Annotated in this window: 29 protein-coding genes; 10 read left to right on the top strand and 19 right to left on the bottom strand. The window is 69.6% G+C overall.

Features of this window, described 5'->3' with window-relative positions; translation table 11 throughout:
* Nucleotides 1-92 precede the first annotated feature (92 nt).
* Both WBG06_RS16710 and WBG06_RS16705 read right to left on the bottom strand, forming a co-directional pair.
* Nucleotides 93-1,154, bottom strand: coding sequence for an S-adenosylmethionine:tRNA ribosyltransferase-isomerase (locus WBG06_RS16710; protein WP_336738003.1), 1,062 nt, complete (start codon nucleotides 1,152-1,154; stop codon nucleotides 93-95).
* Nucleotides 1,151-1,849 (bottom strand): SDR family NAD(P)-dependent oxidoreductase, encoded by a 699-nt coding sequence (locus WBG06_RS16705; RefSeq protein ID WP_336738002.1) that lies wholly within the window; start codon nucleotides 1,847-1,849, stop codon nucleotides 1,151-1,153. The genes WBG06_RS16710 and WBG06_RS16705 overlap by 4 nt, the downstream gene beginning before the upstream one ends.
* Before the next feature lie 70 nt (nucleotides 1,850-1,919).
* On the opposite strand from WBG06_RS16705, the gene soxR reads away from it, so the two are divergent.
* Complete coding sequence (gene soxR / locus WBG06_RS16700; RefSeq protein ID WP_336738000.1) at nucleotides 1,920-2,393, top strand: redox-sensitive transcriptional activator SoxR; 474 nt, start codon at nucleotides 1,920-1,922, stop codon at nucleotides 2,391-2,393.
* Nucleotides 2,394-2,451: 58 nt separating this feature from the next.
* On the opposite strand, the gene WBG06_RS16695 is transcribed toward soxR, so the two are convergent.
* A complete protein-coding gene (locus WBG06_RS16695) occupies nucleotides 2,452-3,189 on the bottom strand; it encodes a peptidylprolyl isomerase (protein WP_336737999.1) in 738 nt (245 codons plus the stop codon).
* A 186-nt stretch (nucleotides 3,190-3,375) separates the two neighbouring features.
* Here WBG06_RS16695 and WBG06_RS16690 point away from each other — a divergent pair, with 186 nt between their 5' ends.
* On the top strand, nucleotides 3,376-3,846 hold the full coding sequence (locus WBG06_RS16690) for a GNAT family N-acetyltransferase (protein WP_336737998.1): 471 nt from the start codon (nucleotides 3,376-3,378) through the stop codon (nucleotides 3,844-3,846).
* Here WBG06_RS16690 and WBG06_RS16685 read toward each other — a convergent pair.
* From WBG06_RS16685 to WBG06_RS16655, 7 genes are all read right to left on the bottom strand, one after another.
* A complete protein-coding gene (locus WBG06_RS16685; RefSeq protein WP_336737997.1) occupies nucleotides 3,801-4,343 on the bottom strand; it encodes a MauE/DoxX family redox-associated membrane protein in 543 nt (180 codons plus the stop codon). The genes WBG06_RS16690 and WBG06_RS16685 overlap by 46 nt on opposite strands.
* Nucleotides 4,340-4,531 (bottom strand): hypothetical protein, encoded by a 192-nt coding sequence (locus tag WBG06_RS16680; protein WP_336737996.1) that lies wholly within the window; start codon nucleotides 4,529-4,531, stop codon nucleotides 4,340-4,342. The genes WBG06_RS16685 and WBG06_RS16680 overlap by 4 nt, the downstream gene beginning before the upstream one ends.
* Nucleotides 4,532-4,628: 97 nt before the next feature.
* Nucleotides 4,629-5,915 carry a CehA/McbA family metallohydrolase gene (locus WBG06_RS16675; protein WP_336737995.1) on the bottom strand — a complete coding sequence of 429 codons (1,287 nt, stop codon included), beginning with the start codon at nucleotides 5,913-5,915 and terminating at the stop codon, nucleotides 4,629-4,631.
* 139 nt (nucleotides 5,916-6,054) lie between these two features.
* Entirely contained in the window at nucleotides 6,055-6,804 is a 750-nt protein-coding gene (locus WBG06_RS16670) for a VOC family protein (RefSeq protein ID WP_336737994.1), read from the bottom strand.
* Between the two features lie 96 nt (nucleotides 6,805-6,900).
* Complete coding sequence (locus WBG06_RS16665; protein WP_336737993.1) at nucleotides 6,901-7,176, bottom strand: Fe-S cluster assembly protein HesB; 276 nt, start codon at nucleotides 7,174-7,176, stop codon at nucleotides 6,901-6,903.
* Between the two features lie 95 nt (nucleotides 7,177-7,271).
* Nucleotides 7,272-7,637, bottom strand: a complete 366-nt coding sequence (locus tag WBG06_RS16660; protein ID WP_336737992.1) for an MmcQ/YjbR family DNA-binding protein — start codon at nucleotides 7,635-7,637, stop codon at nucleotides 7,272-7,274.
* Nucleotides 7,638-7,697: 60 nt separating this feature from the next.
* A complete protein-coding gene (locus tag WBG06_RS16655) occupies nucleotides 7,698-8,120 on the bottom strand; it encodes a PPOX class F420-dependent oxidoreductase (protein ID WP_336737991.1) in 423 nt (140 codons plus the stop codon).
* Nucleotides 8,121-8,272: 152 nt separating this feature from the next.
* On the opposite strand from WBG06_RS16655, the gene WBG06_RS16650 reads away from it, so the two are divergent.
* Nucleotides 8,273-9,691, top strand: coding sequence for a S28 family serine protease (locus WBG06_RS16650; RefSeq protein ID WP_336737990.1), 1,419 nt, complete (start codon nucleotides 8,273-8,275; stop codon nucleotides 9,689-9,691).
* Between the two features lie 69 nt (nucleotides 9,692-9,760).
* Here the strand turns inward: WBG06_RS16650 and WBG06_RS16645 are convergent, their stop codons facing one another.
* Nucleotides 9,761-10,111 (bottom strand): DoxX family protein, encoded by a 351-nt coding sequence (locus WBG06_RS16645; RefSeq protein WP_336737989.1) that lies wholly within the window; start codon nucleotides 10,109-10,111, stop codon nucleotides 9,761-9,763.
* Nucleotides 10,112-10,239: 128 nt separating this feature from the next.
* On the opposite strand from WBG06_RS16645, the gene WBG06_RS16640 reads away from it, so the two are divergent.
* The 3 genes from WBG06_RS16640 to WBG06_RS16630 all read left to right on the top strand — a co-directional run bounded on the left by WBG06_RS16640 (nucleotide 10,240) and on the right by WBG06_RS16630 (nucleotide 12,106).
* Nucleotides 10,240-10,584 (top strand): winged helix-turn-helix transcriptional regulator, encoded by a 345-nt coding sequence (locus WBG06_RS16640; RefSeq protein ID WP_336737988.1) that lies wholly within the window; start codon nucleotides 10,240-10,242, stop codon nucleotides 10,582-10,584.
* Nucleotides 10,585-10,627: 43 nt separating this feature from the next.
* Nucleotides 10,628-11,506 carry an LLM class F420-dependent oxidoreductase gene (locus tag WBG06_RS16635; RefSeq protein WP_336737987.1) on the top strand — a complete coding sequence of 293 codons (879 nt, stop codon included), beginning with the start codon at nucleotides 10,628-10,630 and terminating at the stop codon, nucleotides 11,504-11,506.
* Nucleotides 11,507-11,602: 96 nt separating this feature from the next.
* Nucleotides 11,603-12,106, top strand: a complete 504-nt coding sequence (locus tag WBG06_RS16630; protein ID WP_336737986.1) for a DUF5994 family protein — start codon at nucleotides 11,603-11,605, stop codon at nucleotides 12,104-12,106.
* Here WBG06_RS16630 and WBG06_RS16625 read toward each other — a convergent pair.
* Genes WBG06_RS16625 through WBG06_RS16610 form a run of 4 tightly spaced genes read right to left on the bottom strand, consistent with a single transcriptional unit; the run spans nucleotide 12,103 to nucleotide 18,229 of the window.
* A complete protein-coding gene (locus WBG06_RS16625) occupies nucleotides 12,103-13,599 on the bottom strand; it encodes an acyl-CoA carboxylase subunit beta (protein WP_336737985.1) in 1,497 nt (498 codons plus the stop codon). The two genes, WBG06_RS16630 and WBG06_RS16625, sit on opposite strands and share 4 nt — an antisense overlap.
* A 31-nt stretch (nucleotides 13,600-13,630) precedes the next feature.
* On the bottom strand, nucleotides 13,631-15,481 hold the full coding sequence (locus WBG06_RS16620; RefSeq protein WP_336737984.1) for an alkyl/aryl-sulfatase: 1,851 nt from the start codon (nucleotides 15,479-15,481) through the stop codon (nucleotides 13,631-13,633).
* Nucleotides 15,478-16,662 (bottom strand): acyl-CoA dehydrogenase family protein, encoded by a 1,185-nt coding sequence (locus WBG06_RS16615; RefSeq protein WP_336737983.1) that lies wholly within the window; start codon nucleotides 16,660-16,662, stop codon nucleotides 15,478-15,480. Before WBG06_RS16615 ends, WBG06_RS16620 begins: the two co-directional genes overlap by 4 nt.
* A gap of 1 nt (nucleotide 16,663) precedes the next feature.
* Nucleotides 16,664-18,229: a class I adenylate-forming enzyme family protein gene (locus tag WBG06_RS16610; RefSeq protein WP_336737982.1), complete on the bottom strand. Its 1,566-nt coding sequence runs from the start codon at nucleotides 18,227-18,229 to the stop codon at nucleotides 16,664-16,666.
* Nucleotides 18,230-18,339: 110 nt separating this feature from the next.
* On the opposite strand from WBG06_RS16610, the gene WBG06_RS16605 reads away from it, so the two are divergent.
* Together WBG06_RS16605 and WBG06_RS16600 are read left to right on the top strand one after the other, a co-directional pair.
* Nucleotides 18,340-18,945 carry a TetR/AcrR family transcriptional regulator gene (locus WBG06_RS16605; RefSeq protein WP_336737981.1) on the top strand — a complete coding sequence of 202 codons (606 nt, stop codon included), beginning with the start codon at nucleotides 18,340-18,342 and terminating at the stop codon, nucleotides 18,943-18,945.
* A gap of 101 nt (nucleotides 18,946-19,046) precedes the next feature.
* Nucleotides 19,047-20,366: an MFS transporter gene (locus WBG06_RS16600; protein ID WP_336737980.1), complete on the top strand. Its 1,320-nt coding sequence runs from the start codon at nucleotides 19,047-19,049 to the stop codon at nucleotides 20,364-20,366.
* Nucleotides 20,367-20,430: 64 nt separating this feature from the next.
* On the opposite strand, the gene WBG06_RS16595 is transcribed toward WBG06_RS16600, so the two are convergent.
* A complete protein-coding gene (locus WBG06_RS16595) occupies nucleotides 20,431-21,636 on the bottom strand; it encodes a M20 metallopeptidase family protein (protein WP_336737979.1) in 1,206 nt (401 codons plus the stop codon).
* A 60-nt stretch (nucleotides 21,637-21,696) separates the two neighbouring features.
* On the opposite strand from WBG06_RS16595, the gene WBG06_RS16590 reads away from it, so the two are divergent.
* On the top strand, nucleotides 21,697-22,077 hold the full coding sequence (locus WBG06_RS16590) for a hypothetical protein (protein ID WP_336737978.1): 381 nt from the start codon (nucleotides 21,697-21,699) through the stop codon (nucleotides 22,075-22,077).
* Here WBG06_RS16590 and WBG06_RS16585 read toward each other — a convergent pair.
* Nucleotides 22,074-23,435 (bottom strand): FAD-binding oxidoreductase, encoded by a 1,362-nt coding sequence (locus tag WBG06_RS16585; RefSeq protein WP_336737977.1) that lies wholly within the window; start codon nucleotides 23,433-23,435, stop codon nucleotides 22,074-22,076. The genes WBG06_RS16590 and WBG06_RS16585 overlap by 4 nt on opposite strands.
* A 108-nt stretch (nucleotides 23,436-23,543) precedes the next feature.
* Between WBG06_RS16585 and WBG06_RS16580 the strand changes: the two genes are divergently transcribed.
* Nucleotides 23,544-24,230, top strand: coding sequence for a winged helix-turn-helix transcriptional regulator (locus WBG06_RS16580; protein ID WP_336737976.1), 687 nt, complete (start codon nucleotides 23,544-23,546; stop codon nucleotides 24,228-24,230).
* A gap of 115 nt (nucleotides 24,231-24,345) precedes the next feature.
* On the opposite strand, the gene WBG06_RS16575 is transcribed toward WBG06_RS16580, so the two are convergent.
* Together WBG06_RS16575 and WBG06_RS16570 are read right to left on the bottom strand one after the other, a co-directional pair.
* A complete protein-coding gene (locus WBG06_RS16575) occupies nucleotides 24,346-24,705 on the bottom strand; it encodes a hypothetical protein (RefSeq protein WP_336737975.1) in 360 nt (119 codons plus the stop codon).
* A gap of 264 nt (nucleotides 24,706-24,969) precedes the next feature.
* On the bottom strand, nucleotides 24,970-25,344 hold the full coding sequence (locus tag WBG06_RS16570) for a hypothetical protein (RefSeq protein WP_336737974.1): 375 nt from the start codon (nucleotides 25,342-25,344) through the stop codon (nucleotides 24,970-24,972).
* Nucleotides 25,345-25,360: the final 16 nt, after the last annotated feature.

Below are 25,360 nucleotides of genomic sequence, written 5' to 3'. Positions count from 1 at the left end.
TCGCCGTCTCGGTCCCGGTCTCCCCCCCGTGCCCCCTGCCCCTGCCGGGCCCCGCCCCCGGACGGTCCCCCCCGGACTACCCCGACAGACCGTCACGGCAGCAACAACCCCGAGTCGCCGAACTCGTGCCACAGGTAACCCTCGGCGACAGCGGCGTCGTAGGCCGCCTGGGTGAGCTCGGGACCGGCGACGGCCTCGACGAGGAGCAGATGGCTGGCTTGTGGGTCGTGCCAGCCGGTGATGAGCCCGTTGACGACGTACGGCGGGTTGGCGGGGGTGATGACCCGGTCGGTCCACCCGCTCGCCGCCCTGACCGCTCCGGTCGCCGCGACGACGGCGGACTCGAGGGCTCTGGTGACGGTGGTGCCGGCTGCGATGATGCGGCCGCCGGCGTACCTGGTCTGCTCGACCAGCCGCGCGGTGGTCTCGGAGACCTCGAACCACTCCGCGCCCGGCGCCTCGCCGGCCTCCTGGGAGGAGACGCCGGTGTGGAGGGTGACCGGTGCGATCTGGATGCCGCGGGTGACCAGGTCGGTGACCAGCGGATGCGTGAACGGACGCGCCGCCGAGGGCATCTCGGCGCTCCCGGGGCGATGCCCGAAGACGGTCTGATAGGCGTCGAGCGGGTAGCGCCGGTCGAGATAGCCGTAGGCGATCGGGCGGCCGGCGTGCGCGAGCTCGGCTACTACGTCGCCGGTGACCTTCGCGCGCCACAGCCGGTTGCCCTTGCCGGTGGGAGAGGAGGGCCGGCCGTCCGGGTAGGGCTCGAGCAGGGTGACCCGAAGCCCTGCGGTGACGACCACGTCGCCCGCCTCCGCATCGAGCACGGACCGCGAGGCGTCCGGCGCCGAGCGGAGCTCCACCGCCCAGCCGGTGTCGAGACGCTGGGCGAGGTGGAGCACCACCCGGCCGCCGCCGACCATGTCGGCATCGAGCTGCCGCGCCTCCGTCCTCGAGTCGTTGACGACGAGCAGGTCACCAGGGGAGAGGTGGTCGGCAAGGTGGTGGAACCGTGCATGACGTACGCCTCCAGGGGAGGCCACGAGCAGGCGCACCCCGTCGCGCTCGAGCCCGCGCCACTCGGCGGGCGCGGGAGCGGTGGTGTCGGCGGGGAGAGGGAACGTGGTGGTCGGTCGTTCGGCGAGCATGGTCATCGGGCTGCTCCGATCGGGGTGAGTTCGGCGGCGCGATAGCGCCCTGACGGTTCCGCGCCCGCGAGGAGGGCGAGCAGGTGCGGAACCACTGATTCCGGGAGCGGGCGGTCGGAGATGTCCTCACCGGGGAACGCGGCCTGGTGCATGGCGGTGCGCATGTCGCCGGGGTCGACGGCGTAGGCGCGGATGCCGTTCTCCTCGCCGAGAGTGAGGACGAGGTGGTCGAGGGCGACCTTGCTGGCCGCGTACGTTCCCCAGGTCGGGTAGTGCTCGACGGCGGCGTCGCTGGAGATGCCCACGAGGGTGCCGCGCGAGGCGATCAGGTAGGGGAGGAGCCGCTGGGTGAGCGCGAGCGGGCCGAGCAGGTTGGTCTCGAGCACCCGCGAGAAGTCGCTGTGCGTGACCTCGGCCAGGGGAAGCATCGGGCCGAGGTCGCTGGCGTTGTGCACGAGCAGGTCGAGCCGGCCGTGCCGTGCCACGGCGGCGGCGATGGCGTCCAGATGGTCCTGGTCGCGTACGTCGCCGGCCAGGGTCGTGACCCGGGAGCCGTTCGGCAGGGCGGAGTGGAGGCGGTCGGGGTCGCGGGCGTCGGTGACGATGGTCCAGCCGCGGTCGATGAGCGCCGTGGCGAGGGCCTGCCCCAGCCCGGCGGAACCGCCGGTGATGACGGCTACTTCGTTGTCTGTTCTGTCCATGCCGTCTAGGATTCAACCTAAAGTGAACTTGAGATCAAGGGATCCGGCGAGAAATCTTGCGAGGAGCGACATGAACACCCACGACCTGCTCACGATGGGCGAGGTGACCCGGCGCAGCGGCTACGCGGCCTCCGCGGTGCGCTACTACGAGAGCCAGGGCCTGATCCAGGCCCAGCGATCGGCCGGGGGACAGCGCACGTTCGAGCGCAGCGTCCTGCGCCGCCTCGCCTTCATCCGCGCGGCCGCCAACGTGGGCCTGTCGCTGGACGAGATCAAGGCCGAGCTCGAGTGCCTGCCGGGGGACCGGACGCCCACGAAGGCCGACTGGGCGCGGATGTCGAAGCACTGGCGGCGCCGTCTCGAGGAGCAGATCCACGCCCTCGAGCGGCTCCGCGACAACCTCGACTCCTGCATCGGCTGCGGCTGCCTCTCCCTGCAGCGCTGCCGCATCTCCAACCCCGACGACGCCGCGGCGTCTCAGAGCGCCGGCGCCGCGTACCTCCCCAAGGTCCTGCGCCGCGACCCGCCCCGCCGGCGCCCCTGACAAGCTGAGGCGTCACCCCCGTCGACCGACGGGGGTGACGCCTCAGCAGATGAGGGGTTCAGCCGACGGTGATGTTCTCGAACTCGACAGGCTTCTTGGGAGCACCGGTGCCGTCGGGGCCGGCCTCGGCGACGCCGGCCTTGCCGACCTCCTGGAGCTTCTTGATCGAGGCCTCGTCGAGGGTGCCGAAGGTGGTGTAGGCCGGCGGGAGCTGGGTGTCGCCGAAGACCATGAAGAACTGGCTGCCGCCGGAGTTGGGCTGACCGGTGTTGGCCATCGCGAGGGTGCCGGCGGGGAAGGTGTCGGTGTCCTTGAACTCGTCGGGGATGGTGTAGCCGGGGCCGCCCGTGCCCTGGCCGGTCGGGTCGCCGCACTGCAGCAGCTCGAAGCCCGGGTTGGCGCCGAGACGGTGGCAGCTGGTGCCGTCGTAGTAGTCCTGCGAGGCCAGCGAGAGGAACGAGTTGACGGTGCAGGGCGCCTTGTCGGCATCGAGGGTGACCGCGAGCGGGCCGACGGAGGTGTTGATGGTGGCGGCGACCTTGCCGGTGTACTGCGCCGTCTTGTTGGGTGCGTCGACCTCCTTGGAGGCGCCCATCGGGTCCTCGGGGTAGTCGCAGCTGGTCGTGCCGGGCTTCACGATCGCCTTCCAGTCGCTCGACTCGCTCGACTTCGGGCCGTTGCTCTCCTGCGCGTCACCCGAGCCGGCGGAGTCGCCAGAGGAGTCCGAACCGCAGGCGGAGAGCGTCAGGAGCAGGGCAGCGGCGGCGGCAGCGGCCGGGAGCGTACGAGTCAGCATGCCCAGATGCTAGGGGACCCGCCCGAAATCGCCCGCGACCGACCCTGCGGGTGCCGGCCCAGGTGGCATCGTCCGACAGCATCGATGCGATGCACTATCGCACACCCTGGTTGCGAGCCGCGATACTGCACGAGCCCCACCTCACCTATACGCCACGACGAGGAGAGCGTTCGCTAACCTCCACTCGTGCCACTGCTCCCGCTGCGTTTCGAGCTCGACGACCTGACCCGGCCCGAGGTGATCCGGCTCCTCGAGGAGCACCTGGAGGACATGTACGCGGTGAGCCCGGCCGAATCGGTACACGCACTCGACCTCGACGCTCTCAGAGCGCCCGAGATCGCATTCTGGTCGGCGTGGGAGGGAGCTGAGCTCGTCGGCTGCGGAGCGCTGAAGTCACTGGGGGCGGGTGACGTCGAGCTGAAGTCGATGCGCACCGCGACGCACGCCCGCGGCCGCGGTGTCGCGACCGCACTGCTCCGGCACCTGATCGATCAGGCCCGGGACGCGGGCGAGCGACGGATCCTCCTCGAGACCGGCAGCGAGGACTTCCATGCCCCGGCCCGGCGCCTTTACACGGGCAACGGCTTCACCGAGCGCCCGCCGTTCGGCAGCTACGTGCTCGATCCCAACTCGGTGTTCTTCGAGCTCTCGCTGTAGTCCTCGACCGGGGGAGTGCCACGCCGGAAGAGCAGGTCACCGAGAGCGAGCTTGGTGCGGCGTACGACGATCAGGTAGACCGCGATCGCGAGCCAGCCCAGGTCGCGCAGGGTGTCCGCGAAGTAGGCGGGATCGGCGGAGGCGCCGCCACCGCCGAAGCACCCGCAGTCGATGTTGAGCCCGCGGACCCAGGCCGAGGTGATCCCGAGGATGAACGAGCACAGGCCGAGCGCCGTGGCCACCGCCGCCGTTCGCGTGAACAGGCCGAGGATGAGCAGGATCCCGAGGATGATCTCGGTGATCGGCATGGCGATGGCGTACGCCGGGGCCAGCTGCCACGGCAGCAGCTGATAGCCGCGCACCGCCTGCTCGGTGATCGCCGGCTCGGGCAGCTTGGCCAGACCGGCGGTGAGGAACACGAAGCCGAGGTAGAGACGGCCGGCGAGGCCGACCCAGCCGAGGGTGGATTCGTTGAGGATGGCTGCACGGGTCGTCATGAGAGCACCACCCAGGACGTGCGCAGCACGCCGAAGACGACGAATGCCGCCACGATCGCGTACCCGGTCCACAGCAGCGGCGCCGGGGAGATCTGGTCCCGGATCTCACGCCTGACGAACCACACCCCGAGCACCAGCACAGCCACGGACACCGCGACCAGCCCGATGACGTACCACACCTCGTTCACCTCGCCAGGGTGCCACAGTCACGGCCCGCGACCATCGCCCGGACGCCCACCCTCAGCGCATCTTCAGACTGCGGGCGACCTTCTCAGGAAACCCACCTCAGGGCCGCAGCCACCACGGGCTCGTGTAGGCGATGCCCAGGTCGTTGCACGGATGGCCCTCCGGCCCCGGGGTCGCGTTGGGCTGCGCCGGGTCGCTGACCCGCAGCAGGACCCAGTCACCGTCGTCGTAGGAGACCGGCACCGTGACCGAGACCGGGTCGCCGACGCGGAACGACACGACGTCGGCGACCACGGGCACCGACGGACCCGGTCGCAGCACCTGCAGGTGGAGCTCCCGGCCGATCCACTCGGCATCCCGAGCCAGATCGAGGGTGAAGCGCATGTCGCCCCCGCGTCCGGGGATCACCGCGCCCATCCGGTGCTCGACGCCGTCCAGCAGGACGACCGCATCGACCCGGAGCCCCGAGGTCCGGGTGGCGAAGAAGCGTCGCGCCCGCATCGCCTCGAAGACACCGGCGCGGTCGTGCGAGGAGACCCACAGCCCGGTGCGCCCCTTGCCCTCCGGGTGGCCCCAGTCGGTGCCGTGCTCGTCGGTGACGCCGCTGATGCCGGTGCGCCAGCCCGCGTTGAGGCACTGGCACAGGGGAGAGCTCTTGCCGTCGGCAAAGCCTTCGAAGAGGTAGTCGTCTCCCCGGTTGAACATCTCCAGCGACACCATCCGCTCGCGCGCCCGCGCGTCGAAACGGAACTCCTGGAACCGGAACGGCTCACGCCCAGGATGGTTGAACCCGGCGATCCCGTCCGAGCCGCCGTCGATCAGCGGCGTGTCCGGGGAGCGCATCAACCAGTCGAAGAACGGCCGCATCACGCCGATGTCGACGATGTCGGTGAAGTGCTCGCTTCCCCACACGTTGATATGACCCAACAACGGCTCCGACCACTCGAACCCGCGGATCGCGGTGAAGGTGCCGTCGGCGTTGGCGGCATCGGCCAGCTCGCGCGTCCGTGCCCAGTCCGAGCGGGTGATGCCACCGATCTGCTTGTAGGCCGGCGGCAGCAGCCCGGCCAGAGCGTTCCCGAGGATGTTGTCGGAGACGGTGGCATGGTCGGTGAGAGCCGCCACGTCCAGCCCGGCGCTCCGCATCGAGTCGAAGGCGAGGTCCGGGTCACCGTCGCCGTCGGACATCAGCGTGTGGTTGTGGAGGTCGGCGTGGACCAGCGTCGTGCCGGCGGTCAGCCGCGACTGCCGGCTCGCCCCGACCCCGGAGCGGGTGGCCGCCGAGGCCGCCGCACCCGTGAACGGAGACAACGACGGCAGCGACGCCATCAGGAGCCCGGCGCCCGCCGCTCCCAGGGCCGTACGCCGCGTCAGCGGCCTGCTCATCGAGCGGATCGGTCCGTGCTGATGTCCGTGTCCGAGGCACATGGCCCCTATTTGACGCAGATCCAGGGACCTTGCGGGAGGGTTTTCGGGCCACAGGTGGGTGAAGTCGACGAAACGTCCGGCCGACCGGATGCTTCGGTTAGGCCACCCGGCCGGTCACCGGGTCGCGGTCGGTGAGGCAGTAGACCTGCCCGTACGGAGCGCGCATCACCGTCCACCATTCGAAGACGCCGACCGTCTCGGCGCCGATCGCCTCGTGGCGACAGGTCTCCGAGGCCCGGTGGGCGACCGCGAGGTCGGGGTGTGCCCGGACCTCGCCGCCGTCCTCATCGAGCCGTTGCAGGAGGATCCGGAGGCCGCCGTGCGGGTCGGGGTCGGCGAGGCGTACGAACTCGGGGGTCGTGGCCGGCTCGAGCGCTCGCCCGGTGATCGCAGCCCAGAAGGCCACCTCCTCGTCCCAGCGGGAGCGAGGGATGTCGATGCAGATCTGGTCGACGACCCGCTCGGGCTCCGAGCGCGCGAAGCGCGGCGTGGAACCTTCGCCGAGGGTGTGACAGAAGAGCAGCCCGCCGGGGGAGCGCATCACCGGCACCCCGTCGTAGGTCCATGCCGCCTGTGCCCCGAGAGACGTCGACCGCTGGACGGCAGCCTCGCGGTCCGGTGCGTCGAGATCGACATGGATCCGCGGCTCGCGGTCGTCGACGGCCTGCATCTTCAGCCAGGCGTCACCCGTCTGCGGCACCAGCGTGACGAACTGCCCGTCTTCGCCCCGCGGCGGCGAGAGCGCCCATCCCGTCGCCGCCGACCAGAATCCGACGGCCTCGTCCCACTGCTCCCGCGGGACGTCGAGGAAGAGATGGAACCAGGCAGGTACGCCGGGAGTGCTCATGTCCGTGACCCTACGCGGGCGGCAAGCCGGACGGGGCCGAAAACGACGTACGCCGGGGCGCACCGCAGCTGCGGCGCACCCCGGCGTAGCTCAGGATCAGCCCTGCTGGGAGATCCCGAACTGGACGTTGCCGGAGGCATCCATCCCGGCGTCGAGGACCTTGTCGTCGAGCTCGGCGGCGGCGCCCTGGTCGAGGAAGACCCGTGCGCCCTCCTGCTCGATGACCTGGTCCTCGGCCTCGGCGGCGGGGACCAGTGCGGCGCTCAACGCACCGTCCGGTTCTGCGTTGGAGGCGAGCCGGAGGCCGGCGCCCTGGGACTGCTCGGAGATCGAGCGGACGATCGTGGTGGCGTTCTCGGTCAGCTGAAGCATGTCGAGATCTTCCATGGTTGGGTACGGAGTACCCGCTCCACCATTCCTCACAGATGGGCCTCGTTCAAGCCCGACAGTCGGCGGTCACCCCGCGATCACGCGTCCCAGCCCTCCGGACGGAGCCTCTTGGGCAGCTTCGTGACCACCGCTGCGTACGACTCGTCGACCGCCTCCAGGATCTCCTCGTCCGGGATCGCCCCGCCCCATGCGAGGTCGTTCCACCCCGAGCGCCCGATGTAGCCGGTGACCGTCGCGTCGGCGGGATAACGCAGCAGCCACTCGTCGGCCACCTCGCGCGACGGTCCGCACTTCAACCCCACCTTGGCTGCTCCGAGGAACGCGAAGATCTTCCCGCGCTCACCCGGCCCGACCTTGATCACCGGGTGCTCGTGCTCCCACGGGTTGTCGGGCCAGGCTCCGGGCTTGGCGAGGCAGTACGCCTGCAGGGAGGTGACGTCCATGGCGACCATCCTGTCACCGTGGCGCACGACCGACGGCCGTCATCGGATGGAAGGCGCGGATCAGCCGATGTCCGCGCCGTACACCTTCGTGACGGCGATGGTGATGAGCACACGGCGGTCGGTGACCATCACCTCGCGGTACTCGTCCCAGTCGGGATGCTCGCCGGCGCCGCGACGGTAGTAGTCGACGAGCGCGTCGACCTCCGGCCCGTGCGGGTCGGTGGCGGGACCGGTGAGCGTGACGGTGCCCTCGGCGGTCGCCCAGGACCGCCCGCCCGGACCGTCGACCTCGATCGCCGCCCGTGGGTCGCGGCGGATGTTCTTCGTCTTCACCAGCCCGTCGCGGGTCGAGATCAGGATCTCGCCTCGCTCACGGTCGTAGAACTGCCACACCGGCGAGAGCTGCGGAAGCCCGTTCGCCTTGATCGTGGCCAGGATCGCATGGCGGGTCGTGGCGAGCAGTTCGTGCGGGTCGTACGTCATGGTGGAGCGCCTCCTCATCGGGCGTTGCCCATCTGGTCGTTGTCCGTGAGAAGGCATCCGGACACGACTTGCTTCCCGGATGCCTAATTCGGAGGTGTATGCGGCGTGCGTGGGCTAGGTTGCCGAGAACCCGCACCGAAGGAGACCCCAGCATGCGTGCATTGATCGGCCGGATCCTGGTGACGATGGGGCTGGCATCCCTGCTCCTCGTCACCCCTGCCAGCCCCGTGGCTGCCGCCGAGGACGACATCCTCGATCGGCTGCTCGCCATCGACGGCGTCAGCCTGATCCAGGAGAAGCCCGTCCAGGGCTACCGCTACTTCGTCCTGAACTTCACCCAGCCGGTCGACCACCGGCAGCCCGATGGTGACACCTTCCAGCAGCGGTTCACGGTGCTCCACAAGGACACCGCCCGCCCGACCGTGTTCCACACCAGCGGCTACAACGTCTCGACCAACCCCGGCCGCAGCGAGCCGACCAGGATCGTGGACGGCAACCAGGTCTCGATGGAATACCGGTTCTTCACCCCGTCGCGTCCCGCACCGGCCGACTGGGACGACCTCGACATCTGGCAGGCGGCCAGCGACCAGCACGCCATCTTCGATGCGCTGAAGCCGATCTACTCCGCCAACTGGCTCGCCACCGGCGGCTCCAAGGGCGGCATGACCGCGACCTACTTCGAGCGCTTCTACCCGCAGGACATGGACGGCATCGTCGCCTACGTCGCGCCGAACGACGTGGTGAACCGCGAGGACTCCGCCTACGACGACTTCTTCGCCACCGTCGGCACCGAGGACTGCCGCGACCGTCTCAACGGCGTGCAGCGTGAGGCGCTCGTGCGTCGTGAGGCGCTGAAGGCGAAGTACGCCGACCTGGCCGCGGCCGAGGGCTACACCTTCGACACGGTGGGCAGCCTCGACTCCGCCTACGAGATGGTCGTGCTCGACTACGTCTGGGCCTTCTGGCAGTACGCCGGCACCGGGCAGTGCGCGAACATCCCCGCCGACGCGGCGACCGCCACCGACCAGGCGATCTGGGACTCGATCGACAACTACTCGGGCTTCAGCTTCTACACCGACCAGGGCCTGGCCCCCTACACGCCGTACTACTACCAGGCCGGCACCGAGATGGGCGCCCCGACGATCGGCTTCCCGCACATCGAGGACGAGCTGATCCGCTACGGCTACCAGCCGCCGCGCAGCTTCGTCCCCCGCGACATCGACATGCGGTTCGACCCCTCGGCGATGCGTGATGTCGACTCGTGGGTGCGCAAGCACGCCGACCAGATGCTCTTCGTCTACGGCGAGGCCGACCCGTGGGGTGCCGAACCTTTCCGCCTGGGCAAGAAGGTCACCGACTCCTACGTCTTCACCGCGCCGGGGATGAACCACGGTGCCAACGTGGCCGGTCTGGTTCCCGACGAGCGCGAGCTCGCCACCGCCCGCATCCTGGAGTGGGCCGGTGTCGCGAGTGCCGCGGTCGAGGCCGACGCGGCGAAGGCGAAGCCGCTGGCTGCCTACGACGCGAAGCTCGACAAGCGCGACCTCCGACGCGAGCCGACCCTGCGCTGATCCGCTCCGACACCGACGGCGCTGTGTCCTGATCACCTCAGGGCATGGCGCCGTCGGTGTCTTCGGAGCTCAGAGCGAGAGCACCCGCAGCACGAGCACGGCGACAGAGACAAGGGTGAGAACGATCGTGGGCACCGCGCCCTTGCCGTCGCCGGCACGCAGGTGGGTGAGGATGGCACCGAGGAAGTAGAGCGCGAGCGCACCGGCCGTCGCAATGCCGAGGCCGGCGATCCAGTTGCCCACGACGAGGCCGACGGCGCCGAGAACGAGCAGGCTCCCGAGCACGGGCACGTACTTCGCGGCAACGCCGAGGCCGCCCAGCTGTTCGACCATGGCCGGTTGCCTGGTCACCTTGAGCACACCGGACGCCAGGCAGGTGAGTGCGAGCAGGGACGAGACGACGACGTACGCGATGAACACGCGTGTACTCCTTCGGGCGGCCCGCCTCAGCGGGCGATCTCACGGCGGCCGATCGGCCGCCAGCCGCAGATTCTGGGGGGACGGACGACGGCCTTGCAACTGGCTCATTAGCAACTTACTCTGAGTAAGTGAGTCAGGACATCCAGGTCGCCGGAAGCTCCTGCGCCGTCTTCCGCCGCACGCTCGAGCGGGTCGGACAACGCTGGTCCGGGGCAGTCCTCTTCGCCGCGGTGGGTGGTGCGCGTCGCTTCAGCGAATACCGGCGCACGGTCGAGGGCATCTCCGACCGGATGCTCGCCCTGCGCCTCAAGGAGCTCGAGCGCGACGGGTTCATCGTGCGCGAGGTCATCCCGTCGACGCCGGTGCAGGTTCTCTACCGCCCGACCCCTGCCGGGGTCGAACTGATCGCAGCCCTCCAGCCATTGGCCGAATGGGGACACAAACACCTCGCCGAGCCGCCCGAGAACGCGTGAAGCTCTTGTCTTCGAGCGCGCTCGAAGACCTAGCGTCTGAGGTATGGATCTTGGACTCCACTATTTCACCTTCACCCACCCCGAGTGGGAGACGACGCTCGCCGACAAGCTGACCGAGACGGCCCGGATCGCCGACCAGGGTGGCGTCGACCTGCTCACCGTCATGGACCACTGGTTCCAGATGGAGCAGGCCGGCGGCCCCTTCGAGCCGATGCTCGAGGGCTACACCACGCTGGGCTACCTGGCCGGGATCACCGACAACGTACGCCTCAGCCTGCTCGTCACCGGCGTGACCTACCGCCACCCGGGACTGCTCGCGAAGACGGTCACCACCCTCGACCGGCTCTCCGGTGGCCGCGCGCTGCTGGGTATCGGCGCCGCCTGGTACGAGCGCGAGCACCAGGGCCTCGGCGTGCCCTACCCGCCGACCGCGGAGCGGTTCGAGCGGCTGGAGGAGACCCTCGAGATCTGCCGCCAGATGTGGTCGGAGAACGACGGTGCCTACCAGGGCAAGCACTACCAGCTCGCCGAGACGATCTCGCTGCCGCAGCCCGTCAACGGCACCGTTCCGGTCCTGATCGGCGGGGGAGGCGAGAAGAAGACCCTTCGACTGGTCGCCAAGCACGGCCAGGGCACCAACCTGTTCGGCGGCCCCGGTGCGGAGGCGGTCGCGACCGTCAAGCACAAGCTCGACGTGCTCCGTGGCCACTGCGACGACCTCGGCACCGACTACGACGCGATCGAGAAGACCATGCTCTTCCAGGGTCCCTCGGTCGAGGACCCCGACGCGTTCCTGAAGTCGATGGAGGAGTACGCCGCCCTCGGCATCACGCTCATCGGGCTGATGCCGACGCCGTATGTCGACCCGGTTCCCTGGGCCACCGCCGCCGTCGACCTGGTGCCGCGGCTGAAGGAGATCTAGGAAGCATGGTCTCGCGGGCCGGCACCGTACACTTGTTCTAACCACACTGCCGGCCGGACTCGTCGAGTCCGCAGGGCAGCACGAAAGGTGGGCGTCATGACGACGTCACCGACAGAAGAGCTCCCGACCGCCGATCGCGTCGGGCTCCGGCTCCGCCTCGACAACAGCTTCAGCTCTGGACCGCTCGATGGCGCCTGGTGGCCGCAGTCACGCGACCTCCAGGACGAGGCCGCCGACCTGATCGACCACTTTCCCCACCCTGTCGGCCGGATCTCGCGGTTGCTGTTCTCCCGCCCTGACTGGGACTCGGTCGCGGGAGCGCCGAGCGTCCGCAAGGTCCGTGCCGCCCGCGGGATCGTGAAGGTCGGCTCGTTCCCGTCCGACGACACCCATCTCATCGTGCTGTCGATGGCCACCGGCGACCGGTTGCGCCTGCTGGTGGTGCCTCACGACACCGCCCCCGAGCACGCGGAGAGGATCATGGCGCAGGCGGCCGACGACCGGAACACCGACAGCCCAGCACAGCTGCTCGGTCTCGACGGTCCCGACCAGAGCCGGATCGGCCAGCAGGTCTGGGACGACGACGGCGGAGTCTCCTAGGTTCGGCGCAGCGTGGCGGCGACGACCGCGCGGGTCTCGGCGGGGTCGATGACGTCGTCGATCTCGAACATCCGTGCGGCGTTGAGGGCGCTGGCCTGCTTGCGGTGCTCCTCGGTCAGCGCAGCCACCCGCTCCTCGCGCTCTGCCTCGGGCATCGATGCGAGCTCGGTGGCCAGGGAGAGGCGTACGGCGCCCTCCAGCCCCATCGGGCCGAGGTGGGCGTCGGGCCAGGCGACGGTGAGCAGGGGGCGGTGGGTGCTGCCGCCGAGCATCGCCTGCGCGCCGAGGCCGTAGCCGCGGCGCAGGATGACCCCGACCAGCGGGGTGGACAGCTGGGCGCCGGCGACGACCATCCGGGAGGCGTGCCGGACCAGGCCGCCGCGCTCGGCCTCGGGGCCGACCATGAACCCCGGGGTGTCGACCAGCGACACCACCGGGAGGCCCCAGCGGTCGCAGAGAGCCAGGAAGTCGGCGGCCTTGACCGATGCGTCGCTGGTGATCGCCCCGGCCAGATGCGTGGACTGGTTGGCGATGACGCCGACCGCGATCCCGTCGATCCGGGCCAGTGCGGTGACCAGCTCCGGAGCGAACGCCTCACGGAGCCAGACGACCGAGTCGAGGTCCGCGAGCGTCTCGACGACAGGGCGTACGTCGAAGGCCTCACGGTCGTTGTGGGGGAGGAGCGTTCGTAGGTCGGCCTGGTCGCCGGCCTCGCCGCTCGCCTCGTTCGGGTCGAGGCAGGAGAGGATGGTGCGTACGGCTTCGACGGCTGCGGCTTCGTCGTCGACGAGCAGATCGATGACGCCGTTGGCCGTCTGGTCCTTCACCGGCCCGATCTCCTCAGGCGCGAAGGTCCCGAGCCCGCCGCCGGCGATCATCGCCGGCCCGGCCATGCCGAGGTTGGCGTCAGGCGTGGCGATGCGGAGATCGGCACAGCCGGCCAGGACCGCGTTGCCCGCGAAGCAACGCCCGGAGACGACCGCGATCCGCGGCACGACGCCCTCGAGCTCACCCCAGAGTGCGAACGAGCCGACGTCGAGCGCGGAGACCAGCGGGATGTCCGTGTCGCCGGGGCGACCGCCGCCGCCCTCGGTGAAGAAGACGGTCGGCAGCCGCATCCGGCCGATGATCTCGATCAGCCGGTCCGACTTCCGGTGTCCGCGCATGCCCTGGGTGCCGGCCATCACCAGATAGTCGTAGGACAGCACCGCACACGGCTTCCCGGCCACGGTCGCCGTCCCGCCGATGATCCCGTCGGCGGGCGTCTCGACGACGAGATCGGCCAGGTCGCGACGCTGCTCCTGGGCCGCGGTGATGAACCTCCCGTACTCCACGAACGAGCCCGGGTCGACCAGATCGGCGATGTTCTCCCGAGCCGTGCGCCGCCCCTTGCCGTGCCAACGGGCCACCTTGTCAGGTCGCGCCGCATCCGTGGTCAGGAAGCGGCGGGCGTGCAGCTCGGTGAGCCCGGTGGCGGGTGCGTCGTCGGTCACGGGCCACATGGTGCCACGGTCCTCGGGCACATCAGGGGGTAACGATCGCGAAGCTGGGATCGGGCGCCTCCAGAACCGCCAGCAGCCGCTGCAGCACACCGATGTCACCGGCATGCTCGATCCCGTCCAGACTGCGCGATCCGAGCAGGCCGGCGAGCTGGGGTCGGGTCAGCGTCAGGGTGAGGCCCGCCTCCGGGTCGGGAGCACCATCCCGCCGGTACACGAGCACCCCGTTGTGCAGCCGGGCGTGCCACCAGCCGCCCTCGGGTGTCTCGTCGTGATCGCGCAGGTGCCAGTCGATCCGCAGATCGAGGTCCCAGGCGCGTGGGCCGTCAACCCGGATGGCGAGCGAGTCGAGCAGATGCGAGACCGAGAGCGCGGCGAGCAGGCCCCGACCGCCGCCGCGTGGCGGCACCTTCGGGCCGTCGAGCAGCTCGCGGGCACCGGTGAGATAGACGTTGCGCCAGGTGGAGTTCTCCGCACCGTGTCCGAGCCGGGTGTATGCCGCGGCCAGGAGCTCGCGCGCCGACTGCTCGCCGGGATAGGCGAAGACGACATGGTTGAGCAACGTCACCGCGAACCGCAGATCGTCGGTCTCGCCGGTCGCGATGATCTCGCGAGCCCGTGCCACCGCGGCCCCGGCGCCGCCGAGCAGGCGCACCCACCGGACAGCCTCTTCGGTGGGCGGCAGCTCCCACAGGTGGGCCGGGTTGGCGTCGTACCAGCCCAGGTAGCGCTGGTAGATCCCCTTCACGTTGTGGCTCAGCGAACCGTAGTAGCCGCGGGTGGAGGGCTGAGCGTCGAGCACCGGCGGCAGCACCAGCTCTTCGGCGATCTCCTTCGGGGTCAGGCCACGGTTGATGAGACGTACGGTCTGGTCGTGCAGGTAGGCGTAGACGTCACGCTGTCCGGCGAGGAAGGATCCGATCCGATCCGCACCCCACGTCGGCCAGTGATGGGTAGCGAACGCCACGTCGGAGCGCCCGGCGTACAGGTCGATCGCCTCGGTGAGGTAGCGCGCCCACAGCCGGGCGTCGCGCACCTCGGCTCCGCGCAGGGTGATGATGTTGTGCAGGGAGTGCACCGCGTTCTCCGCCAGGAGCAGCGCGCGCCGGCCGGGGAGGTAGAGGTTCATCTCCGCCGGCGCCTCGCTGCCCGGGGTCAGCTGGAACTCCATCTCGATGCCGTCGATGACGCGTGTCTCGCCGGTGTGCGTGATCGAGTCGGTGGGCGCGGCCAGCCCGATCGACCCTGATGCCAGCCGAGGGCCCAGGCCGCAGCCGAGGTGTCCGTCGGGTGCGACGGGCAGCATGCTGCCGTACATGTAGGTCGAGCGCCGGTTCATCGCCGGGCCGACGTAGACGTTCTCCGAGACCGCGTGCTCGAGGAACCCCTCAGGAGCCAGCACCGGTACGTCGCCGGCGGCCGCCGCCAGCACGGCAGCGATCCCACCGAAGTGGTCGGCATGCGGGTGGGTGAGCACCACCCCGGTGACCGGACGGTCACCACGGTGCTGCCGGTAGAGCCCGAGGGCGGCCGCCGCCGTCTCTGCGGTGGTGAGGGTGTCGATGACGACGATCCCGCGCTCGCCCTCGACGACGGTGAGGTTGGCCAGGTCGAGGCCGCGGACCTGGTAGATGCCCTCGGTGACCTCGAACAGGCCCGGCAGTGCGGTGAGCCGGCTGTGGTGCCACAGCCCGGCATGGGCGGTGCCCGGTGCGTCGGCGTCGAGGAAGGCGTACGCGTCGGTGTCGAACGCAACCGTGCCGTCGGCCTTGTGCACGACGGCGGGCTTCAGCGCGGCGATGAACCCGCGGCGGGCGTCCAACTCCTCCTGGGAAGCGGTGCCGACAGGGTCGGTGGTGCGGGTGTCGGTCATCATGCCCCCAGCGACTTCACGAGATCGCGGATGACGCCGTTGCGCTGGATCTCCGAGGAACCGGTCAGCACCCGGAACATCCGCAGCCGCCGCCAGATCACCTCGATCTCCGCGCCCCGGACCATGCCTGCCTTGCCGTGCAACTGCATCGCCGCGTCGGCGATCTCGAAGGACCGCTCGGCCACGAACAGCTTGCACATGAACGACTCGATCCGTGGGCGCCTGCCGGCGTCCAGGTCGGCCAGGGCGTCGTAGGTCATCGACCGGGCGGCGTAGTAGTCGGTCGCCATGTCGGCGAGCCGGTGCTGGATCGCCTGCTTCTCCAGCAGCAGCCCGTCGAAGACGGTGCGATGGGCGGCGTAGTCGAGGGCCAGGGCGAGCGCCCGTCGGGCCGCGCCGAGCGCCGTCGGGCAGTGCAGCAGCCGGTTCGCGGTGACCCGGCCCAGCGCGATCCGCAGGCCCTGACCGACCTCGCCGAGCAGGTTCTCCTGCGGCACGAAGCAGTCCTCGAGCACGACGTCGCTCTCGATGTTCTGCCCCGACAGCGGCAGGTCGCCGGGCAGCACGCGACAGCCGGGGGAATCGAGGTCGACGAAGAACGCGGCGTACGACTCCTCCTCACCGGCCATCCGGGCCACCAGGATCGCGAAGTCGGCGAAGGTGCCGCCGGTGCTGAACACCTTGTGCCCGCTGACCAGGAAGCCGCCCGACGTCGGGGTGGCGGTGGTCCTCATCCGGCGGACATCGGAGCCGGCGTCGTCCTCGGTCATCGAGAAGCAGCAGGCGCGCTCGCCGCGCACGACGGGCATCAGGTACTTCTCGATCTGGTGCTCCGTCGCGTGCTCGAAGATCGCGCCGACGCGGAGAGGGCCGCCCATGTCGCCGAGCACGCTGGTGGCGAGCTGGCGCCCGGAGGCCCCGATCTCCTCCTTGAGCGCGGCCAGCTCGGTGAAGCTGAGACCCTGCCCGCCGAGCGACTCGGGCAGATGGATGCCATAGAAGCCGAGCTCGCGGCTGCGCTGCCAGACCGGCTCCAGCATCGAGCGGTCCAGGGGAGTCTCCGGGCCCAGGCCGAGGCCGCGCTCGTAGTCGGCGAGCTCGCCGTCGAGGTAGTCGCGCAGTCGGGTGACCAGCTCGTCGAGACGCGGGTTGTCGGGGTAGGACGGGGTGAGGGAGAACGTCATCTCAGCCGACCTTCCGCTCGGTGCCGGCCCAGTCGCGTTCGCGCAGCGCGCGTCGGTCGACCTTGCCGTTGCGGTTGACCGGGAGCGCGTCGGCGAACTCGATGATCCGGGGCACCTTCACCCCGGAGAGCCGGGTGCGGCAGAAGTCGCGCAGCTCGTCCTCGGTCGCGGCTGCCCCGGCGACCAGACAGACGTACGCCTTGACGGTCTCGCCCCACTTCTCGCTCGGGACACCGACGACGCAGGCCTCGCTGACCGCCGGGTGCTCGTAGAGCGCGGCCTCGACCTCGGAGCAGTAGACGTTGTAACCGCCGGAGATGATCATGTCCTTCTTCCGGTCCACGATGAAGACGAACCCGTCCTCGCGGATCCGGCCCAGGTCCCCGGTGTGCACCCAGCCGTCGCGGAAGGTCTCGGCAGTCGCCTCCGGCGCGTGGAAGTACTCGCGAACGCAGTCCGGGCCGCGTGCGACGATCTCACCGATCTCGCCGGCGGGCAGCGGGTTGTGGTCGTCGTCGACCACGATCACCTCGGTGTCGTAGACCGGACGCCCGCAGGAGAGCAGCAGCTCGGGGTCGGACTCGATGCCGCGGACGACGTCCTCGGAGCTGAGGAAGGTGATCGCACTGGTCGTCTCACCCTGCCCGTAGCCCTGGTTGACGACCGGGCCGAACGCCTCGACGGCCTCACGCAGCCGCGCCGGACTGATCGGGGCGCCGCCGACGGTGATGCTCTGCAGGGCGGACAGATCACGGTCGCGCAGGGTGGGGGAGGCGAGGACCAGGTTGAGCATGACCGGCACGACGAAGGTGTGGGTCACCCGTTCGCGCTCGAGGGTGTCCAGATAGGCCTCGACATCGAACGCAGGCAGAACGACCCCGGCCGCGCCGCGGAAGAAGCAACCGAGGATCACCATGCCGCTGGCGTGGGTGATCGGCCCCGGCGCGAGATAGACAGCCTCGGCGGAGAGTGAGCCATAGGGGTTCATGGCGAGCTTGCGCATGTTGGCCAGCCGGTTGCCGACGGTCTGGACCGCCGCCTTCAGCGTGCCCGTGGAGCCGGAGGTGAAGTTGAGGACGGCCGGGGCGTCCTCGTCGACATCGACCGCGACCGGGTCGAGAGCGCCTTCGCCGAGGAGGGCGTCGTACGCCGTCACGCCGGGTCCGGTGGCCGCGCTGTTGTCCAGATCGACGATCAGGCAGTCGAGGCGGTGGGCGTCGACGATCTTGCGGACCAGGTCGAGGTGCGCGCCGCCGGCGAAGATCACCTTCACGTCCGCGTCGAGCAGCACGTGCTCGACCTCGGCAGCTGCCAGCCTGGCGCTGATCGGCACCCGGAGCGCCCCGGCCTTGCAGATCGCCATCTCCGCGACGACCAGCTCGCCTCGGTTCGTGGCCAGCGTGGCGATCGGAGTGCCCGGAGCGCAACCTCGGGCGATGAGGGCAGCGGCGAGACGGTTGGTGTCGTCCTCGAGCTGGCGGTAGGTCCATCGGTCGGTGCCGGAGACCAGGGCGGTGGCGTCGGGGGTGAAGCTCGCGGTGCGGGTGAGATAGCTACCGAGATTCACGGATGCCCTCCTGGTGGTCGGGGTCGCTGCTGTGAGCGCGGTCACCCGAGATCATAGACAGCGTGTCCAGAAACAGTCCACCCGTCCGGCAAAATGCTAGAACAGTGCCCATGACGGTGGTTGAGGACCGGCGCAGCCGGCGAACGCGAGGAGCGCTCCGTGACGCGCTCGTCTCCCTGGTGCTCGAACGTGGCTACGCCGCGGTGACGGTGGAGGACATCGTCGCCGCCGCCGACGTCGGGCGGGCGACGTTCTACACGCACTTCAAGGACAAGGAGGCGCTCTACGACCACGTGGTCTCCTCAGTTCTCCACGATCTGAAGGAGCGGCTGGCCGAGGTGCTCGCCCCGGAGGATGCCGGGTTCACCGGACAACCCGTGGCCGAGGTCTTCCGGCATGCGACCGAGCAGCCCGACGCGTACCGGATGATCCTGCGGGGCGAAGGCGACGGCCGCGGCCTGCGAGCCTTCGAGGACGCGTGGAGCACCACGGCCCATGAGACCTTCTCGGCGCGCGTGAAGGCCAACGCAGTGCGCCCGCGGGTCGATCTCCAGGTCCTGGCGCGCGCCTGGGTCGGCGAGCAGATGGCGGTGCTGCTGTGGTGGCTCGATGCGCCCGAGCCGCGGCCGGCCACCGACCAGGTCGTCGACACGCTCGTCGAGCTCTCCCGTCGCGGGCGCTTCTGGGCGACCGGATTCGACCCGGACGAGCGCTGAACATGGACACGGTGTCTTGTGTGGCGCGGGTCACTCACCCTACAGTCGGACGTGATGACTGTTACTAGACGCTCTGTCTAACACCTGAAGGGCGGATCCCCGTGTCCTACCGCACCCTGCTCACCGAGTACCCAGTCGGAGCGCGCCGTCGTGTGCTGCTCGCCGTCGTCGTGCTCGCCCTGTTCATCTCGGCCTTCGAGGGCCAGCTGGCCCCTGTGCTCCCGCTGTTGCTCGACGACCTCGGGATGTCACTCAAGACCTACGGCCTCATCACGGCCGCATCGCTGATCTTCGGTGCCTTCGCCGGCTACATCGGCGGCGAGCTCGCCGACCGTGTCGGCCGGGTGCGGATCCTGGTCCCGTTCATGTTCCTGTCCGCGGCCGCCTGCCTGTTCATGGCCACCTCCGACTCCGTCGGACACTTCGCGCTCGCCCGGATCCTGCTCGCCTTCGTCGAAGGCGTCGCCGTCGCCGGGACGCAGCCGCTGATCCGTGACTTCACCCCGCGGATGGGACGAGCCCAGGCCTTCGCGTTCTGGAGCTGGGGATCGGTGGGCGCCAACTTCCTCGCCGCCGCCGTCGCCTCGGCGACCCTGGGTGTCTTCGACAACCAGTGGCGCTCGCAGCTGTTCATCATGGCCGGCGCCGCCCTGGTCGGCGCCATCGTCATCGCCCTCACCCTGCGCGACCTGTCGCCCGAGGTCCGTCGAGCCGTACGTCTCACGGAGCACGAGTCCCACACCGTCGAGATACCCCAGGGCCGCACCGGCCTGCTCTTCCTCCTCGTGCGCCGCGCCTTCTGGACCCACGTCCTGGCGATGTCGTTCCTCTACGTCCTGCTCGCCACGATGAACGCCTACGCCCAGACCATGCTCGTCCAGCAGTTCGGCGTCTCGGTGCGCGCTGCTTCGGCGATGACGATGGTCTTCTGGTTGAGCAACCTCGCGCTGAGCCTGGTCTTCGCCCGCTTCTCGGACCGTACGCAGAAGCGCAAGGTGTTCTTGGTCGGCGGCGGCCTCGCCGCGTCCGTCTTCGTCGGCGCCTTCCTGGCGCTCATGGGCCGGGGGAGCGATGCCTCCTCGGCCGTGGTGGTCGTCCTGTTCATCGGCATCGGCGTGGCCCTCGCGGCGATCTTCGGGCCGTGGATGGCGAGCTTCTCCGAGCACGTCGAAGAGGTGCACCCCGACATCCAGGGTCGCGCCTTCGGCCTCAATCATCTGCTCAACCGCACCCTCATCCTGGCCACGGTCCTCTTCGCCCCGCGCGTGGTCGACGCGACCGGCGGCTGGGAGCGCTGGATGAGCGTCGTCTGGGTCGCCACGATCCTGTTCACCGTCACGGCCGCACTCGTCCCCGGCATGACCGGTCGTCGTCCTCGCATCGACGCGGGTGCGGAGGCGGTCACCCAGCCGGCTTCGTGATCGGGAGGCGCCGGGGCCGTCGACGGACGTGCCCCGGCGCTGAATGCCTCCTAGCCGGACCGCGTCACGACTGCTCGGCCGTCAAGGTATCGACCGCCAGCAATGCGAGGGCTGCCGCCTGATCACCCAGGACGCTGTCGTCGAAGACGGCGTCAGGGGAGTGGTTGGGGGCGGCCTCGTCGTGGGGAGCGGCACCCAGCAGGACCATCGTGGTCGGCACCTGCTGGCTGATGAAGGAGAAGTCCTCCGCGCCCATCGTCGGCCGTGGCACCTCGACCACCCGCGGCCCGAAGGCGCTCCGCAGCGTCTCCATCGCGCGCGTGGTGACCGTCTCGGCGCTGACGACGCTCGGGTAGCCGGTGTCGAGCGCGACTGTCGCCTGCAGGCCGTGCGCGGAGGCGATGCCTTCGACGAGTCGGGGGAGTTCGTGCTCGATCCTGGACAGTGTGTTCGGTTCGACGGTCCGCACGGTGCCGGTCAGCTCGACCGACGCCGGGATCACGTTGTCGGCGCCGCTGCCGGCGGTCAGGTTCGTCACGGAGATGACGACCGGGTCGAAGGAGTCGAAGCGGCGCGCGGTATAGGTCTGCAGGGCCAGCACGATCTCGGCCGCGACCGGGACCGGGTCGAGCGCCTCGTGGGGCCGGGAGCCGTGTCCGCCACGTCCGGTGAGGTCGATCTTCAGGTGTGTCGAGCTCGCGGTCACGGTGCCGGGACGGGTCAGAAAGATCCCACGAGGCGCGTTGCCCACATGGATCGCGTACGCCGCCACCGGCCGGCTCCCTGCTGCATCGAGCACGCCCTCCTCGAGCATCAGCTTCGCTCCGCCGTGCCCCTCCTCGCCGGGCTGGAACATCAGGATCGCGCTGCCGGGAAGCTCAGCACGGTGCTCGGCGAGCAGCCTGGCGGCGCCGACCAGACCGGCGACATGGAGATCATGACCGCAGGCATGCATCGCGCCGTTGGTCGAGCGGTAGGGGACATCGACCGCCTCGGTGATCGGCAGAGCGTCCATGTCGGCACGGAGCAGCACGGTCGGGCCCGGCCGCGCACCGCGCAGCACCGCGGTCACCGACGAGAGCGACCGCCCCACGGTGATCTCCAGGTCCAGGCCGGCCAGCGCGTCGATCACCCGGCGTTGCGTCGCGGGCAGGTGGAGTCCGAGCTCGGGCTCGGCGTGGATGCGCCGCCTGAGCTCGACGAGGTCGGGAGCGAGCGCGTCGGCAGAGGCGACGATTCCTGCGTTGAGATCCGCGTTTCTGGACATCATGTCTGGAAAATATCAGGTGATGCTGGGCCTGCTCACCCGTCCGTCGGACAAGATGGATCCATGGACTCTGAGAGTGCGCGGCGCTCGGCCGCCGTCGTCGGAATGGCCACGCTGCCGATCGGGGCGGCGATCCTCCTCAAGCCGGAGTGGGTGGGCCGGACGCTGAAGCTCGGCGACCATCCCACAGCGCTGCGGGTGATCGGGGCAGCAGACCTGGCGCTGGTGCCCGGATTGTTGGCAGGCAGGCGCCGGCTGCCCTGGATGGTGGCCCGAGCCGGGCTCAACGTGGCGATCGCGGCGTACTGTGCACACCTCGCACGCCAGGAGGGCTCCATCGGGCCCAAGGTCGCCGCGTCGGCGCTCGTCGTCGCGACCGCCGCCGATGCGCGCACGATCCTCGCGCTGCGTGAGGGTGAGGATCGTCCCGGCGCTGACTCCTAGGGCGCGATGTTCTGGTTGTGGCCGAACAGGTTTCCCGGATCGTAGGTGCGCTTGATCTCCCTGAGCCGCGCGTAGTTGCTGCCGTAGGTGTCGGTGACGCGGCCCTGGTCGTCCTCGGACATGAAGTTCACGTATCCGCCGGCCTCGGAGTGCGGCGTGAGCGCGGCGGCGTAGTCGCGCACCCAGGCGATGTGGGCGGCGTCGTCGGCAGCGTCCGGCCAGGCCGAGACGATGACGGTCGAGAACGTCGCGTGACGGTAGGAGAACGCGGTGTCTGTCGCGCCGACGCGGGAGGCGGCACCGTTGATGGGGTACAGGTGCATCGTCGAGCTCGCGTTCGGCGCCTTCGGGCCGTGCGCGAGGTGCACCTCGATGGCCTCGTCGGTCAGCTCGGTGACGTAGTTGCCCTTCCAGTAGCTGCGTACGCCGCGAGGGAAGAGCTCGTCGAACGCGCTGTTGAGCCAGGGGTACGGCATCGGTGAGACCATCTCCCCGACCCGCGGCGCGAGGTCACGGAACGGCCGCATCGCCGCCTCGCCCGCCTCGACCGGGCCGCTCCAGTGGACGATGGCTGCGCAGAACGTGTCGCCGTGGCGCTCCTCCGGGAGGAAGGGCAGGGGAGGGGCGACCTGGAACGCCGGGAAGCCGCCGCAGCGTTCGTCCGCCTCGGTGACCCAGGCGCGGAAGAGACGCAGCAGGTCGCCGGCGTGCTCCAGCTCGTAGAAGAAGAGGCCGACGACCACCTGGTCCACGGGGTGCAGGTCGAACTCGAACGTGGTGACGACCCCGAAGTTGCCGCTACCCCCTCGAAGCGCCCAGAACAGATCGGGGTTCTCGGACGCACTGGCGTGCCGGAGCTGCCCGTCAGCGGTGACGACGTCGGCGGAGCGGAGGTTGTCGATCGAGAGGCCGAAACCGCGGGTGAGGTAGCCGATGCCGCCGCCGAGCGTGAGTCCGCCGACACCGGTCGTCGAGACGATCCCGCCAGGCGCGGCCAGGCCGTGCGTATGCGTGGCGTCGTTGAGATCGGCCAGGGTGGCACCGCCGCCGACGCGAGCGATCCGTGCGTCGGCGTCGACCTGGACGGAGTTCATGGGGGAGAGGTCGATGACCAGGCCGCCGTCGATCGTCCCGAAGCCGGGTGCACTGTGCCCGCCTCCGCGAACGGCCAGCGGCAGGCCGGTGTCGCGGGCGAAGTTCACCGCGGCGATGACGTCTGCGACGTCATCGGCCTGCACGACGGCCGCCGGACGACGGTCGATCATCCCGTTCCAGACGCCTCGGGCAGCGTCGTAGTCGGGGTCCTCGGGCGCGATGACCCTGGTGACGTTCTTGCGAAGCTCGTTGATGGTTGTCATGCCGCCAGCGTCAGCCGCAGCGGTCGCCGGCCACCAGTCCAGAGATGCCACCTCGCCGGTACAGATTTCGTACTTCCGGCCATCCGACAGCGGTGGGACGATGCGAACATGCCCGACTACGGCCACTACTGCCCGGTCGCGATGGCCAGCGAAGTCATCGCGGACCGCTGGACGCCGCTGATCATCCGTGAGCTGGTCCTGGGCAACGTACGTTTCAACGACATCGCCCGGGGGATGCCCGGCATCTCGCGATCACTCCTGGTCCAACGTCTGCGCCACCTCGAGCGTATGGGCGTCGTCGAGACGTGGCCGTCACCCACGGGCAAGGGGAGTGAGTACCACCTGACGCCGGCGGGGAAGGACATGGAACGGGTGGTGGATGCGCTGGGGAAGTGGGCGATCGAATGGTTGTTCGACGACATCCGTCCGCACGACATCGACCCGGTGACGCTGACCTGGTGGATGCATCGGCGCATCCGGCCCGAGCGGTTCCCGCCCATTCGGACCGTCATCGAGTTGCACCACACCGCTCCGAAGCCGGAGACCATCTGGATCGTCCTGGACCGCGGTGAGGCGTCGGTGTGTACGCAGCACCCGGGGTTCGAGCCCGATCTGCTCGTCACGGCGACGACAGGCGCGTTATCCGACGTGTTCAACGGTTTCTGTCACTGGGACAAGTCCGTGGCGGACGGGTTGATCACCGTCGCCGGCGCCCCGCGGCTCGTCCGGTCCCTGCCGTCGTGGTTCCGGTGGAGCCCGTTCGCCGACGCGATCCACGAGCGCGCGACGCGCTAGCTCGCTGGGGGCGTTCGGGGGAGTGTGCGAGTTCCTCGGGCTGGCTCCGCCACGCTGACTACGAGGGAGGGTCCGAGCTTGTGAAAGATTCACAAGCTCGGACCCTCTCTCGTAGTCATGCCAGTGCGCGGTGGAGGAAGTCGTACGCGGCGCGGCGCATCGAGGGGGAGAAGCCATGACCCGTGTCATACGCGCGGAGACGTGCCCGCTCGGACAGCGCTTCACGGGCGCGTTCGAAGACCTCGAGATAGCCCCGAGACCATCTGTCCTCGGTGCCCACAGACAGCAGCAGCTGGGTCTCCGAAGGGTACGCCGCGAAGAGGTCATCGATGTCGAACTGCTCGGCGAACCCCGGCAGGACGAACTCGGGTTGGCATCCGGTGTCCTCCGTGAAGGTGAGACGGTAGGGGATGCACTGACAGTTCGACACGGTCGCGCGAACTCGATGGTCGTATCCGGGCGCGAACAGGGCCATCCGGCCACCGTAGGAATGTCCGATGAACCCGAGTCGGCTCGGATCGACTTCATCGAGCGTGGTGAGGAGGTCGAGTCCGACTGAGATCTCGTCGAGGCAGTCTGCCATCAGTGTCCGGCCGTGGAGCAGGCGGCGAGACAGCTCGAACCAGGAGACGTCTCGGGCGCCATCGGCGCTCCAGTTCCGTTCTTCGAAGCCGATCGCGTCGGGGCGATCGTCACGAATCCTTCTTCGGCAAGTTCTGAGGCGTAGGCCAGGTTCGGATCACCCCGCGAGGCCGACGCACTCGCTCTTGCCCAGCGCGAAGTTGCCGGCGTGTTGATGGTGGCAGAAGACCGCAGGTGCAGGGCTGATCAGATTCTTCGGGCGACACAGGTACGCAGGGATGTCGACCCCGGAGCCAGCGGTGTAGGTGATCTTGTCGCGTGTGTAGCTGCCGCAGTCGACCGACTCGATGATCTCGGCTTGTCTGGGCGCGGCTTCGCGCAGCGGGCCGACGGCTGCGAAGAATGCAGCTGCGGCCGGATGGGGCTCCGTCACCTGTTCATTCTGGGCAGGGTCGAGCCGTCGAGGGGAGGGATTCTCCGAGGCATTCCTGTTCAGATTGACATAATGCGCATTATCGGCGACATCCGTCATCGTGAGCGGCTGTCGA

The sequence above is a fragment of the Nocardioides sp. CCNWLW239 genome, assembly GCF_037137035.1.
Lineage (GTDB): Bacteria > Actinomycetota > Actinomycetes > Propionibacteriales > Nocardioidaceae > Nocardioides.
Note: the sequence above shows the minus strand (reverse complement) of the source record. Positions and strands in the feature narration are given on the sequence as shown.

What these genes read in the sequence shown, in the direction of transcription:
- WBG06_RS16710 (WP_336738003.1), bottom strand. Translation starts at nt 1,154, where the DNA reads ATGACCATGCTCGCCGAACGACCGACCACCACGTTCCCTCTCCCCGCC.
- WBG06_RS16705 (WP_336738002.1), bottom strand. Translation starts at nt 1,849, where the DNA reads ATGGACAGAACAGACAACGAAGTAGCCGTCATCACCGGCGGTTCCGCC.
- soxR (WP_336738000.1), top strand. Translation starts at nt 1,920, where the DNA reads ATGAACACCCACGACCTGCTCACGATGGGCGAGGTGACCCGGCGCAGC.
- WBG06_RS16695 (WP_336737999.1), bottom strand. Translation starts at nt 3,189, where the DNA reads ATGCTGACTCGTACGCTCCCGGCCGCTGCCGCCGCCGCTGCCCTGCTC.
- WBG06_RS16685 (WP_336737997.1), bottom strand. Translation starts at nt 4,343, where the DNA reads ATGACGACCCGTGCAGCCATCCTCAACGAATCCACCCTCGGCTGGGTC.
- WBG06_RS16675 (WP_336737995.1), bottom strand. Translation starts at nt 5,915, where the DNA reads ATGAGCAGGCCGCTGACGCGGCGTACGGCCCTGGGAGCGGCGGGCGCC.
- WBG06_RS16670 (WP_336737994.1), bottom strand. Translation starts at nt 6,804, where the DNA reads ATGAGCACTCCCGGCGTACCTGCCTGGTTCCATCTCTTCCTCGACGTC.
- WBG06_RS16665 (WP_336737993.1), bottom strand. Translation starts at nt 7,176, where the DNA reads ATGCTTCAGCTGACCGAGAACGCCACCACGATCGTCCGCTCGATCTCC.
- WBG06_RS16660 (WP_336737992.1), bottom strand. Translation starts at nt 7,637, where the DNA reads ATGGACGTCACCTCCCTGCAGGCGTACTGCCTCGCCAAGCCCGGAGCC.
- WBG06_RS16655 (WP_336737991.1), bottom strand. Translation starts at nt 8,120, where the DNA reads ATGACGTACGACCCGCACGAACTGCTCGCCACGACCCGCCATGCGATC.
- WBG06_RS16650 (WP_336737990.1), top strand. Translation starts at nt 8,273, where the DNA reads ATGCGTGCATTGATCGGCCGGATCCTGGTGACGATGGGGCTGGCATCC.
- WBG06_RS16635 (WP_336737987.1), top strand. Translation starts at nt 10,628, where the DNA reads ATGGATCTTGGACTCCACTATTTCACCTTCACCCACCCCGAGTGGGAG.
- WBG06_RS16630 (WP_336737986.1), top strand. Translation starts at nt 11,603, where the DNA reads ATGACGACGTCACCGACAGAAGAGCTCCCGACCGCCGATCGCGTCGGG.
- WBG06_RS16620 (WP_336737984.1), bottom strand. Translation starts at nt 15,481, where the DNA reads ATGATGACCGACACCCGCACCACCGACCCTGTCGGCACCGCTTCCCAG.
- WBG06_RS16615 (WP_336737983.1), bottom strand. Translation starts at nt 16,662, where the DNA reads ATGACGTTCTCCCTCACCCCGTCCTACCCCGACAACCCGCGTCTCGAC.
- WBG06_RS16605 (WP_336737981.1), top strand. Translation starts at nt 18,340, where the DNA reads ATGACGGTGGTTGAGGACCGGCGCAGCCGGCGAACGCGAGGAGCGCTC.
- WBG06_RS16595 (WP_336737979.1), bottom strand. Translation starts at nt 21,636, where the DNA reads ATGATGTCCAGAAACGCGGATCTCAACGCAGGAATCGTCGCCTCTGCC.
- WBG06_RS16590 (WP_336737978.1), top strand. Translation starts at nt 21,697, where the DNA reads ATGGACTCTGAGAGTGCGCGGCGCTCGGCCGCCGTCGTCGGAATGGCC.
- WBG06_RS16585 (WP_336737977.1), bottom strand. Translation starts at nt 23,435, where the DNA reads ATGACAACCATCAACGAGCTTCGCAAGAACGTCACCAGGGTCATCGCG.
- WBG06_RS16580 (WP_336737976.1), top strand. Translation starts at nt 23,544, where the DNA reads ATGCCCGACTACGGCCACTACTGCCCGGTCGCGATGGCCAGCGAAGTC.
- WBG06_RS16575 (WP_336737975.1), bottom strand. Translation starts at nt 24,705, where the DNA reads ATGGCCCTGTTCGCGCCCGGATACGACCATCGAGTTCGCGCGACCGTG.
- WBG06_RS16570 (WP_336737974.1), bottom strand. Translation starts at nt 25,344, where the DNA reads ATGACGGATGTCGCCGATAATGCGCATTATGTCAATCTGAACAGGAAT.